The 12,673-nt window shown below is 54.9% G+C and carries 11 protein-coding genes; 3 read left to right on the top strand and 8 right to left on the bottom strand.

The genetic code is table 11. The features are described 5' to 3' along the window. Nucleotides 1-371 precede the first annotated feature (371 nt). Nucleotides 372-1,772, top strand: a complete 1,401-nt coding sequence (gene mdtD / locus WFO64_RS15930; protein ID WP_337013052.1) for a multidrug transporter subunit MdtD — start codon at nt 372-374, stop codon at nt 1,770-1,772. On the opposite strand, the gene rbsR is transcribed toward mdtD, so the two are convergent. From rbsR to WFO64_RS15895, 7 genes are all read right to left on the bottom strand, one after another. After that, a complete protein-coding gene (rbsR, locus tag WFO64_RS15925) occupies nt 1,769-2,752 on the bottom strand; it encodes a ribose operon transcriptional repressor RbsR (protein WP_337013051.1) in 984 nt (327 codons plus the stop codon). The two genes, mdtD and rbsR, sit on opposite strands and share 4 nt — an antisense overlap. A gap of 13 nt (nt 2,753-2,765) precedes the next feature. Next, entirely contained in the window at nt 2,766-3,695 is a 930-nt protein-coding gene (gene rbsK / locus WFO64_RS15920) for a ribokinase (RefSeq protein ID WP_337013050.1), read from the bottom strand. Between the two features lie 63 nt (nt 3,696-3,758). Continuing rightward, nucleotides 3,759-4,634 (bottom strand): ribose ABC transporter substrate-binding protein RbsB, encoded by an 876-nt coding sequence (gene rbsB, locus WFO64_RS15915; RefSeq protein WP_337013049.1) that lies wholly within the window; start codon nt 4,632-4,634, stop codon nt 3,759-3,761. Between the two features lie 25 nt (nt 4,635-4,659). Next, complete coding sequence (gene rbsC / locus WFO64_RS15910) at nt 4,660-5,631, bottom strand: ribose ABC transporter permease (RefSeq protein ID WP_337013048.1); 972 nt, start codon at nt 5,629-5,631, stop codon at nt 4,660-4,662. After that, nucleotides 5,628-7,136 (bottom strand): ribose ABC transporter ATP-binding protein RbsA, encoded by a 1,509-nt coding sequence (gene rbsA / locus WFO64_RS15905; RefSeq protein WP_337013047.1) that lies wholly within the window; start codon nt 7,134-7,136, stop codon nt 5,628-5,630. Before rbsA ends, rbsC begins: the two co-directional genes overlap by 4 nt. 7 nt (nt 7,137-7,143) lie before the next feature. After that, entirely contained in the window at nt 7,144-7,563 is a 420-nt protein-coding gene (rbsD, locus tag WFO64_RS15900) for a D-ribose pyranase (protein WP_337013046.1), read from the bottom strand. Between the two features lie 477 nt (nt 7,564-8,040). Then, nucleotides 8,041-8,448 carry a YgiW/YdeI family stress tolerance OB fold protein gene (locus WFO64_RS15895; protein WP_337013045.1) on the bottom strand — a complete coding sequence of 136 codons (408 nt, stop codon included), beginning with the start codon at nt 8,446-8,448 and terminating at the stop codon, nt 8,041-8,043. Between the two features lie 162 nt (nt 8,449-8,610). Between WFO64_RS15895 and qseB the strand changes: the two genes are divergently transcribed. Beyond that, a complete protein-coding gene (gene qseB / locus WFO64_RS15890; RefSeq protein WP_337013044.1) occupies nt 8,611-9,282 on the top strand; it encodes a quorum sensing response regulator transcription factor QseB in 672 nt (223 codons plus the stop codon). Then, the gene (gene qseC, locus WFO64_RS15885; RefSeq protein ID WP_337013043.1) at nt 9,270-10,625 is read left to right on the top strand and encodes a quorum sensing histidine kinase QseC; all 1,356 of its coding nucleotides are present in this window, start codon (nt 9,270-9,272) and stop codon (nt 10,623-10,625) included. Before qseB ends, qseC begins: the two co-directional genes overlap by 13 nt. Nucleotides 10,626-10,640: 15 nt before the next feature. On the opposite strand, the gene kup is transcribed toward qseC, so the two are convergent. After that, nucleotides 10,641-12,509 (bottom strand): low affinity potassium transporter Kup, encoded by a 1,869-nt coding sequence (gene kup, locus WFO64_RS15880; protein ID WP_337013042.1) that lies wholly within the window; start codon nt 12,507-12,509, stop codon nt 10,641-10,643. Nucleotides 12,510-12,673 lie beyond the last annotated feature (164 nt).

The raw sequence follows: 12,673 nt of genomic DNA, 5'->3' as shown, positions 1-12,673 counted from the left end.
GCAGCGCGAACAGTGCGTTAGCGTCCTGTCGCGAGGTGGCGTATATTACGCGTTCCTCCTGCAGAGTCAACCTCTATTTCAGAAGTTTTTCTCCGGCGGCCCAGTCTCCTGCGCCTCTCAACCCGTTTCCCGTTGCCGGTGTGCCGTGTCGATGGAGGCGCATTATAGGGCGTTCTCGGAGGCTGACAAGTGTTTCTTTGAATTAATTTACTGAGCGCATCTTTTTTAAACGAATGGCTTAAAAAGAGACATTTAATGACGGAATAACGCACAAAAACGGCGATGAAACGTTGCAAAGAGACCTGCCGTTGCTGATTGCTGGTGCTATTATTTTGCTTCTTCTCGCAGGATAACCCCAGGAAGGACACTCAATGATAAAATCCGCGCGCAGCATGGCTGGTTTGCCATGGATAGCTGCTATGGCCTTTTTCATGCAGTCACTTGACGCCACCATACTGAATACTGCACTACCCGCTATCGCCACCAGCCTCGACCGTTCTCCTTTAGCCATGCAATCCGCCGTCATCAGTTACACCCTGACTGTCGCTATGCTGATTCCCGTCAGCGGCTGGCTGGCCGATCGCTTTGGCACGCGCAAGGTCTTTATCATTGCGGTTTCGCTTTTTACCCTCGGCTCACTGGCTTGTGCACTTTCACCTACGCTTTCGGTGCTGGTCATGTCGCGCATCGTACAGGGCGTTGGTGGTGCAATGATGATGCCGGTTGCGCGACTGGCGCTGTTACGCGCCTACCCGCGTAGTGAACTGCTTCCGGTACTCAACTTTGTCACCATGCCGGGATTAGTTGGCCCGATACTGGGCCCGATGCTCGGCGGGGTATTGGTGACCTACGCTACCTGGCACTGGATCTTCCTGATTAATATCCCGATAGGCATTCTCGGTATTGTTTATGCACGCAAATATATGCCGGACTTCACCACACCCAAGCGCCGTTTCGACTTTTTCGGCTTCTTATTATTCGGGGCTGGACTGGTGATGATCTCGATTGGAATTGAGCTGTTCGGTGAGCGAATTGTTTCTGCCTGGCTGGCTGGCGGGATATTACTCAGCGGGATCGTGCTATTACTTCTCTATATAGTGCATGCCAGAAATCACCCTTCACCGCTGATCAGTCTGCCGATGTTTAAAACCCGGACTTTCGCAGTTGGCATCGGCGGCAATATTGCGTCACGTCTCGGCACCGGATGTGTGCCCTTTTTGATGCCTCTCATGTTGCAGGTTGGTTTTGGCTATTCAGCAATTATCGCAGGCTGCATGATGGCGCCCATCGCCATGGGTTCGATACTGGCGAAGTCGACAGTGACACAGTTGTTGCGCTGGCTGGGTTACCGCCGCCTGCTGGTCGGCATTACTGTCATTATTGGCATCCTGATTGCGAGCTTCTCTTTGCAGTCACCCGCTGAAAGCATCGTCGTACTGTTACTTCCGCTGTTTATTCTCGGCATGGCCATGTCTACGCAGTTTACCGCCATGAACACGATTACTCTGGCCGATCTGAATGATGATAATGCCAGCGGCGGTAACAGCGTGCTGGCAGTGACACAACAGTTAGCGATCAGTTTTGGTGTGGCCGTCAGCGCTGCGGTACTGCGCTTCTATCAGGAGTTTGAAACCAGCACCATTTCGCAGTTCCACGCCACGTTTCTGACCATGGGGGTGGTGACTGTGCTTTCAGCGCTCACCTTTATGCTGCTGAAAAACGGGGATGGACGTAATCTGATCAGTAATCGTGACAAGAAGAGAAAGCGCTAAACTGATCCACGTACCACCAGTTCCGGCGTCAGCACCAGCGTTTGCTGGCTGGCGTCAGGATCGCTGAAACGATGGAGTAAAGTGTCTATCGCCAGTTCACCCAGCGCATCTTTAGGCTGATGGATGGTACTCAGTGGCGGAGTGAGATAGCGCGCCAGTTCAATATCGTCATATCCCATTACCGCCATCTGCTGCGGAACCTGCATGCCAGCCTGATAGAGTGCGTGATAAACGCCGACCGCCATGGCATCGTTGCTGGTGAATACCGCTTCCGGTGGCGTATCCAGCGCCAGCAGTTCGACCATCCCGTTGTAGCCCCCCTGAAATTCAAAGTCACCATTCACCACATAGCCGGGCAAAATCTCCAGGCCGTTCTTTGTCATGGCGTTGCGATAACCTTCCAGGCGCATGCGCGCCGGGGTTTTATCCTGTGGACCGGCGATACAGGCGATACGAGTATAACCGCTGTCGATAAGATGCTGAGTAGCCAGCTCTCCACCCAACAGCGCATTATCCTGAATAATGTCACCACGGCCTTCAAACGGCGCCCAGTCCATCATGACTGCAGGTATAGAGGGATAGCGATTCAGAATGTCTGCCGAAGGCAGGTGACTTTCGGTACACATGATCAATAAACCATCGACGCGCTTCTGCATCAGCGTTTCCAGGCTACGGTTCATCCGCTCCTCATTACCTGCCGTGTTACAGAGAACCAGACTGTAGCCACGCTGATAGCAGCTCTCCTCTACCCCACGTACCACTTCGGCATAAAACGGGTTACTACTGGTGGTCAGCAGCATACCGATTGTGTGCGTCTGATTGATTTTCAGACTGCGAGCCAGCGCAGAAGGGGCATAGTTCAGATGGCGGATGGCCTGCTCAACTTTTTCCCGCACGCCTTTGCTAACAAAGCGGTTGTTATTGATAACGTGCGAAACAGTGGAGGTAGAAACACCCGCCAGGCGAGCGACATCTTTCATGGTGCTCAAGCGCTTAGCCCTGCTGTTGCAAAAATTCATCGATCTCCGCGCGCCACGGCACGGAGGGCTGCGCACCCGATCGGGTAACGGCGATAGCGGCGGCGGCATGGGCAAATCGCACCGCCTCATACATTGCTTTATGCGCCAGTCGCGCGGTAATAAAGGCACCGTTGAAGGTGTCGCCCGCCGCGATGGTGTCGATAGCTTTAACACTAAAGCCAGCAATACGCTGACCTTCACCTTGCTCGCTCAGCCAGACCCCGCGGCGACCCAAAGTGATCAGTACCGTGCCAATGCCTTTCGCATGTAGCGCTGCCGCAGCGCGAGCAGCATCTTCATCGTTGTTGACTGCAATGCCGGTCAGACTCTCTGCTTCGGTCTCATTCGGGGTAATAATGTCGATCAATGCCAGCAGTTCATCTGAAAGACGGGTGGCAGGTGCCGGATTGAGAATAACCTGCGTCTGATGCTGTCGGGCAAGCATCGCGGCGGCCAGTACGCTATCCAGCGGCGATTCCAGCTGCATTAATAGTGCATCGGCATCGGCAATAACCTGCTGATGACGCGTTACACAAGCGGGCGTTAACGCCGCGTTTGCACCGGAGTAAATGCCAATATTGTTCTCACCGTCACCGTTGACAAAGATCATCGCCACACCTGTCGACTCGCCCTCGACCACCTCGACCGGCGTGGTATCAATATTGTCCTGGGCCAGCTGCTGACGAATACGTTCGCCAATGTCGTCAGCGCCCACACAGGCGATAAATGCGATATCGGCACCAGCACGACCGGCGGCTACAGCCTGATTCGCACCTTTACCGCCAAACGCAATCTGATAATTCTGCCCGATCACCGTTTCACCGGGACGAGGGAAGTGCGCCAGATTAAGGATGTGGTCAGCGTTAATGCTGCCAAGAACGGCCAGTTTTGCGTTTTTGCTCATTAGGGGAGTTCCGGAATAAGTGCGCCACCGGGAGGGTGGCGCAGTGCCCTGCTTTTCTTTGAGTTATTGAGCGACCAGTTTCAGGTCGACTGGGTTAATCGCCTTCACTTTTTCACCCTTCAGCACTTTATCAGCGGTATCGACGCCGATCATGCCAATTTTGTCTGGCATCTGTGCCACGGTCGCGGACAGTTTGCCACCTTCTACGGCTTTAACGCCATCAGCAGTGCCGTCAAAACCAACAACGATCACACCGGTTTTTCCGGCAGTCTGCAGCGCGCGCAGTGCACCCAACGCCATTTCGTCGTTCTGAGCGAATACAGCCTGAACGTCAGGATGGGCCTGCAGCAAATTCTGCATGACGTTCAGACCTTTGGTACGGTCAAAGTCGGCAGGCTGGCTGGCCAGGATCTGGAATTTATGCGCATCAGCAGCCTGTTTGAAGCCTTCACCACGTTCACGGGCGGCAGACGTCCCGGCAATACCCTGCAGTTCAATAATTTTGGCGTTTTCGCCCACTTTTTTGGCGATGAAGTCACCGGCCATTTTACCGCCGAAACGGTTATCGGAAGCGACATGGCTGACAACGGTGCCCTGTGCCGCGACGCGATCCAGCGTGATAACCGGGATGTTCGCCTGGTTAGCCATCTTCACGGCATTGCCCACTGCATCAGAATCGGTTGGGTTGATCAGCAGCAGTTTGGTACCGCGAACCGTCAGATCCTGCACGTTCGCCAGCTCTTTGGCCGGATTGTTCTGTGAATCCAGCACCACCAGGTTGTAGCCCAGCTTATCCGCTTCCTTCTGTGCACCTTCTTTCAGCGAAACAAAGAAAGGGTTGTTCAGGGTTGAAACCACCAGCGCGATGGTATCTTTTGCCATGGCGCTGGTACTGAGTGTTGCGCCAAGGATAATGGCCAGTGCGGTTAACTTTTTCATCATGTCATCCTGTGTAAGGTCAGAGTTATTTACTGCTTTTATTATCTACCAGCACCGCCAGCAGGATTACTACCGCTTTAACGATCATCTGGTAGTACGAAGAGACGCCCATCAGGTTCAGGCCGTTATTCAGGAAGCCGAGGATCAGCGCGCCAATCAGCGTGCCGAAAATACGGCCTTTACCGCCCGCCAGACTGGTTCCACCTAGTACTACCGCGGCAATCGCATCCAGCTCATAACCGGTGCCCGCTGTCGGCTGTGCTGAGGAGAGGCGCGCCACTTCAATGGTGCCTGCCAGTGCAGCCAGCATGCCACTCAGTGAATAGACGATGATTTTGACGCGATTCACATTGATGCCAGAGAGACGCGTTGCCGCTTCATTACCGCCAAGCGCATAGATATAGCGACCCAGGCGGGTGTGCTGCAGCATGTACCAGGCGGCAACAAAGACCAGCGCCATCAGCCATACCGGCGCAGGAATACCCAGCGGGCGACCGATACCAAACCAGCCCAGCAGATCGGCATTAGCATTGAAGCCAGTGTTAACCGGGCTGCCGTCGGTATAGACCATGGTGACACCACGCAGCAGTAGCATCATGACCAGCGTAGCAATAAACGCCTGCACCTTGCCGCGAGCCACAATGGTGCCGGTCAGGGCACCGATTGCCGCTCCCAGCGCCAGCGAAGCCGCCACCGCGACCAGAGCATTCACCTCCATGCCCACCAGCGATGCACCTACCGCGCCAGTCAGAGCCAGCAGCGATCCCACAGAGAGATCGATACCCGAAGTCAGGATCACCAGTGTCATCCCGACCGCCATAATGGCATTAACCGAGGTCTGCTGCAGAATGTTGAACAGGTTCGCCACGGTAAAGAAGTTTGGGCTTTGGCTGGCCACTACGGCGATCAGTACCATCAGCGCAATCAGCGACTTCTGTTCCAGTAGCCAGCTTTTGCTAAACCAGCGACGGCTGGCCGGTAAAGTTTGGGTTGTCATACCACTAAATCCTCGCTGTGTTGCTTGCCTACGGCGGCAGCCATCAGGCTCTCCTGAGTGGCTTCTTCTCGGGTAAATTCGCCGCTGATACGGCCTTCATGCATCACCAGAATCCGGTCACTCATGCCCAGCACTTCCGGCATTTCCGAGGAGACCAGGATGATGCTCAGCCCTTCGGCCTTAAACTGGTTAATCAGCTGATAGATCTCTTTCTTCGCGCCGACATCCACACCGCGCGTTGGCTCGTCCAGAATCAGCACATTGGGCCGGGTCATCAGACCGCGGGCAATCGCCACTTTCTGCTGGTTTCCGCCTGAAAGCAGTCCAATTGGCTGCTCCATTGAAGGCGTTTTAACGTTGAACAACCGGATAAAATCGCCTACCGCCAGCTGCTCTGCCGCGTGTTTCAGCGTGCCGCTGCCATGACTGAAATAGCGTAACGCTGTCAGTGACATGTTCTCTTTCACAGACATGCCCAACACCAGGCCATCGCGCTTACGATCTTCGGAGATATAGACGATGCCGTTAGCCAGGCCATCCTGCGGTGAACGCGTTACCACTTCCCGGTCATTGAGCCACAAGGTGCCTTCGCGACGCGGCAATGCGCCGTAAAGCACCTTCATCAGTTCGGTACGGCCCGCGCCCATTAAGCCGGAAACGCCAAGGATTTCACCTTTGCGCAGAGTGAAGCTGACGTTATCCACACCCGGTCCGCTGACGTTCTCAACTTTCAGCCGCACGTTGCCAGGCGCCTGATCAAGATGCGGATATTGATCTTCCAGTTTGCGTCCCACCATCATCTCGATCAGGCTCTCTTCCGTCAGTTCGCTGACCGGATGTTCAGCAATAAACTGCCCGTCGCGAAACACCGTGACGTCATCGCAGATCTCAAAGATCTCTTTCATGCGATGCGAGATATAGACGATGCCGCAGCCCTGCGCTTTCAGTTCGTTGATCACACGGAAAAGCGACAGCGTTTCGGTATCGGTCAGCGCATCGGTCGGCTCATCCATGATGATCACCTGCGACTTAAAGCTCAGAACTTTGGCGATTTCGACCATTTGCTGGTCGCCAATCGACAAATCCCCCACCAGCTTGTGGCTGTTGAAGCGCAGATTAAGTCGTTTAAGCAGCGCATCCGCTTCGGCATACATACGCTGCCACTGGATACGGCCAAAACGGCTGACATATTCGCGACCAAGAAAAATATTCTCCGCCACGGTTAATTGAGGGATCAGGTTCAGTTCCTGATGAATGATGCCAATACCCGCTTCCTGAGACGTTTTCGGCCCACTGAAACGGGTCTCTTTGCCAAGCCAGCGCAGCGTACCGGCATCATATTGATAGATTCCGGTCAGCACTTTCATCATCGTGGACTTGCCTGCGCCGTTCTCGCCCACCAGCGCCATCACGCGTCCTGCCCGGACATTCAGCGACGCCCCCTTGAGTGCTTTCACACCTGGAAAGGATTTTTCAATGCCGTCGAGTTGCAATAAAGGTTGCATAGAGGCCTCAGAAGGTCACACCGGCGCTGAGGATGATATTAGCAAACGGAGAGCACTCTCCGCTGCGAATGACCGCCTGACTACGCTGCGTTTGTTGTTTAAATTGTTCATGACTGGTGTAGCTGATGGTAATGATATTCCCCTGGTGCTGTTGCAAGGCTTCGAGCACGGCGACAAGCGAGCGATGAAGTTGCGGATTATGCTGCTTTATCTCTTCCGCGATCAGGGCGCTCTCAACTTGCATCTCCAGTGCGACAGCATTAACCACCTGCATAAAATCGGGCGTACCCGGCGTAAGCGCTAAGTCGATACGTTGCGGTCCAGCCGGAATCGGCAAACCTGCATCGGCAATCGTCAGCGTATCCGTATGTCCCAGGCGGGCAATCACATGAGAGAGTTCAGCGTTTAACAGGCGACCTTTTTTCATCTTTTCACTCCATAGCGAAACGTTTCGCTGTCAGGAGTGTATGAAAAGCCGCCATCAACTCAACCGGGAAATAAGAAATCTGTGATCGCTATCGAAACGTTTCGCTTACGCGGGATGAAATTTGTATTAAAGCGAGGAATAGATTGAAAAAATGGCCGCGAATGCAGCGCGATACTGTTGGTCATGTCTGTTTCGGTCAGCAGCGAGACGGGGCTTGTACTGGTAGCACGGTCAGTTCGGAAAGACACAAAAACGGTCATCCATGACCGCTCGACCTACGCCATGACGCATCTCATTCCTAAGATGCGCCCGTTGCCGGGCCAACGCTTTGGTTGTTCAAAAACGCTTCTGACGCTTTTGTCCATGGCGCGGGACACGTCTCTCTTTTGACCGTGTTCCCTGCGCCCTGAGCTAATCAATTGCGGTCAGATGCCCCCGCTCAGTGCAGGGCCGTCAAACGATGCCAGGAGAAAAAGATTAAGGCAGTTTTTTAACCTGCTTAACGTCCATCTCAATGCTGTTGAAATCTTTATCCAGTTCACCTGTCAGCTCTACATTATCTTTGGGTGAGATCGTCTGGCCGTTCCAGTGCTTGTGGTCGATTTCGACTTTCATGGTGCCGGTCTGATCGCGGAACAGATAATCTTCCTTACCGATCTGTTTCTCCAGCTTGCCGCGCACGGTGATCCAACTGTCATCTTTCATCTCTTCAGCCTGCTTCACGGTCACTACACTGGTGTGATCGGTCTGGAAGCCGCCCTGTCCGGGTGCTGCCTGCGTCTGTGCGGCTGGCGCACTGGGATCAACAAATCCGCCCTGCTGTGCAGCGAAAACCGGGGCGGAAGCCAGCATAACGACGGCCAGAATTGCAGTGTGCTTTTTCATGGTGTACCCCTTTTTTAGTGGTGTTTTCGGTTTGAATGAGCCCAGTTGAACATAGAGTTCTTAACAGCTTCTTAAGGGTTAAAAATAAGCTACTTTCGCCGAAATCAACTGTACAGGGAGGACGTTGCTTCGTATAAAGCGCTATCGGAACAGGGAGACGTGATGCGTATTTTACTGATTGAAGACGACCGCTTAATTGGCGACGGTATCAAAGCGGGGCTGAGTAAACTGGGCTTCAGTGTTGACTGGTTTACGTCTGGTGAGGCGGGCTTTAACGCGCTGGAGGCCGCGCCCTGGGATGCGGTGATCCTGGATCTCTCTCTGCCTGAGCGTGATGGACTCGATATTCTGCGGCAGTGGCGACAGCAGGGAAAAGATGTGCCGGTACTGATACTGACTGCACGCGATGCGCTGGATCAGCGGGTCGAAGGTCTGCAACTGGGAGCCGACGACTATCTGTGTAAACCCTTTGCCTTAACCGAAGTAGCCGCTCGCTTGCAGGCGCTGATTCGTCGTCGTCACGGCCAGCTGCAGCCCGAACTCCGTCACGGTAACGTGGTGCTGATCCCCGGCAGCCACAGTGTGATGCGCGATGGCGAGGCGATTGCGCTGAAAAGCCGTGAACTGGCGCTACTGGAACTGTTTATGCGAAACCCGGGCCGGGTGCTGACGCGCAACCAGCTGGAGGAGAAGCTCTACAGCTGGGACGCCGACGTCTCGAGCAATGCGGTAGAAGTGCATATCCATCATCTGCGTAAAAAGCTGGGCAGCGCGTTTATCCGCACGCTGCACGGCGTCGGTTATACCCTGGGAGCGACTGAATGCGATCAATGAGCCTGTTTCTGCGGCTGGGTATCGGTTTCGTGCTGCTGCTTGGCCTCTGCTGGACCAGTGCCAGCCTGAGTGCCTGGCATCAGACCCGTGAAACCCTTGATGAGCTGTTTGATACTCAGCAGATGCTGCTGGCCAAGCGTCTATTGACGCTGGATTTCTCATCGCTGGACAAGACCACGCTGCCCAAAACCAAAGAGATGCTCCGTCACCATCGCGGCGATCAGGATGACGATGCCCTGGCCTTTGCTGTCTTCACGCGTGACGGCAGGCAGGTGATGAATGATGGCGATAATGGTCGCTATCTGCCGTTTGAGGCGGACTATCAGGGATTTCATGAGGGACAGCTCACCAATGATGACGATCGCTGGCGTTTTGTCTGGCTGACTACGCCCGATAAGCAGTTTCGGGTAGTGGTGGGTCAGGAGTCGGAATACCGCGACGACATGACGCGGGACCTGATGAAAGCCAGCGTGTTGCCGTGGTTGATCGCGCTGCCCTTTATGTTGCTGCTGCTGATCGGTCTGGTCTGGTCTGAACTGCGATCGCTGAAGACGCTGGCGCAGCAACTGGCGCAGCGCGCGCCCGATGACGATACGCCGCTGCAGGCAGACCGCGTGCCGAAAGAGGTACAACCGCTGATGGTCGCCCTCAATGGTCTGTTCAGCCGCATCAGCGCCATGATGCAGCGTGAACGGCGCTTTACCTCTGATGCCGCTCATGAGCTGCGCAGTCCACTGGCCGCGCTGCAGGTACAAAGCGAGGTCATTCAGCTGACTGCAGATGATGAAGTGATGCGAACCCATGCGCTGCAGCAACTGGATGTCGGAATCGCCCGCGCAACGCGGCTGGTGGATCAGCTGCTGACGCTCTCACGCGTTGAAGCTGATGATGCGCGAAGCGCCTTCGAAACAGTGGCTCTGAAACGCACGGTGCAGGAGACGCTGGCTGCACAGCTGCCGCTGGCGGATAAAACGGGTGTCACGCTGCGACTGCACGCTGACGCCGATCCACAGATTCAGGGGCATCCGCTGTTACTGTCACTGCTGGTACGGAATCTGCTGGATAATGCCATTCGCTATACGCCAGCGGGCAGCGAAGTCGATGTACGATTGCAGGCGAATAGCCTGTCGGTGGAGGATAACGGCGAGGGTCTGAGTGGAGCCGATTTGCAACGGCTTGGTGAGCGTTTCTGGCGACCGCCGGGTCAGGAGAAGAGCGGTAGCGGGCTGGGATTATCGATAGTTCGCAATATCGCCCAGTTGCACGGGATGCAGATCACCTTCAGCCAGCAACCCGGCTGCGGGTTGTGCGTCACGCTGCGCTGGTCAGCACCCACCCCGTAAGGCGGGCGCTGTGGATCAAATCTCGACCTGGGTGCCCAGCTCAATGACGCGGTTTGGCGGGATCTCAAACTGGTCTGGCGCACGAAGCGCATTACGCTGCAGTGCCAGGAAGAGTTTGCCACGCAGACGCAGATACCATGGCCGTTTGCCGATGATCAGCGACTCATGCGACATAAAGAACGAGGTCTCCATCATGCGGCAATTCAGCCCTTCCAGCCCGCAGCGGTGGAAAATCTCCTCAACGTTTGGCGTTTCGCGCCAGCCATAGCTGGCCACCACTCGCCAGAAGGTGGGCGACAACTGCTCAATAGTGACGCGCCGCACGTTGTGCACGTAAGGGGCATCTTCAGTCCGCAATGTCAGCAGCACCACTCGCTCATGCAAGACTTTGTTATGTTTAAGGTTATGCAGCATCGCAAACGGAATCACATTCAGCGCACGCGACATATAGACCGCCGTGCCTGGTACGCGAACTGGCGGCGATTTCTCCAGGGACACGATCATCGCCTCCAGGGAATTACCATGCTCATGCAGGCGGCGCAACAGGCGGAAACGTTCGCTTTTCCACGTCGTCATAATAATAAACATGACCAGGCCGAGACTGAGCGGCAGCCAGCCACCAGAGAAGATTTTCACCAGATTGGCGGTAAACAGCGGCACGTCGATACAGAGCATCAGCACCAGGATGACGCCGACCGCCAGCTTATGCCAGTGCCAGTTTTTAATCGCGACGGTACAGGAGAGGATCGCGGTCAGCACCATGGTGCCGGTCACCGCAATACCGTAGGCTGCGGCCAGATTGCTTGAGTGCTCAAAGCTGATAATCACAATCAGCACGGCGAAATAGAGCACCCAGTTGATCATCGGGATATAAATCTGGCCCGATTCGCGCTCAGAGGTGTGGATGATGCGCATCCCCGGCAGATAACCCAGTCGCACCGCCTGACGTGTCAGCGAGAAGACGCCGGAGATAACCGCCTGCGAGGCGATGACCGTGGCCAGCGTCGCCAGAATCAGCATCGGGATCAGCGCCCAGTCCGGTGCCAGCAGAAAGAAGGGGTTTTTAATCGCTTTGGGATCGCTGAGTAACAGCGCACCCTGACCAAAGTAGTTCAGCACCAGCGACGGCAGCACTACCGAGAACCATGCCAGTCGAATAGGCACTTTACCGAAGTGCCCCATATCGGCATAAAGTGCTTCAACCCCGGTAATCGCCAGCACCACTGCACCAAGCGCGAAGAACGAGACAGATTTATAGTGCAGGAAGAACTCGACCGCATAGGCGGGATTCAGCGCATGCAGCACTTCCGGGTTTTTCATAATGCTGCTGAACCCAAGGATCGCCAGCACCAGGAACCACACCATCATCACCGGTGCAAAGAGTTTTCCCACCATGCCGGTGCCATGTTTCTGAATCGCAAACAGCAGCGTCAGCACTGCAATCGACATGGGCACAATAAAGGGATCCAGCGACGGCGCAGCAATCTCCAGGCCTTCAATGGCTGACATCACCGAAATGGCCGGCGTGATCACCACCTCTCCATAGAAAAAGCTGCCGCCAATCAGGCCCATGATCACCAGCACTGCCGTGGCACGCGCACCGGTATGACGGCCCGCCAGAGACATCAATGTCAGTATACCGCCTTCACCGGCATTGTCGGCGCGCATCACATAACTGATGTACTTCAGTGATACCACCAGCACCAGCAGCCAGAAAATCAGCGACAGAAAGCCAAATACCGCTTCCCGCTCAACGCCGAAGCCAAACTGTCCGGAGAGACATTCACGCAAGGTATACAGCGGACTGGTGCCGATATCCCCGTAAACAACACCAATAGCGGCCAGCGTTAATCCGCGAAGTGACTGCTTATTATCCGAGCTCATAGAGTTATCTTTTGTTGGAGTCTAAGAGGCACAAAAACCCCTCGCTCAGGCCATCAAAAAGCGCACAGTATGCACGTATTGCCGAAAATTCCTATACCCGCTTCGCCTCTCTGTCCGGGTAACGGCGTCGTTTCAGGCGATAAAGCCTCATTTAGGACTGCTTT

It is taken from the genome of Pantoea sp. AS142, assembly GCF_037152305.1.
Lineage (GTDB): Bacteria > Pseudomonadota > Gammaproteobacteria > Enterobacterales > Enterobacteriaceae > Pantoea.
The sequence above is the reverse complement of the archived record's forward strand: the minus strand, read 5'-3'. Positions and strand labels throughout refer to the sequence as shown.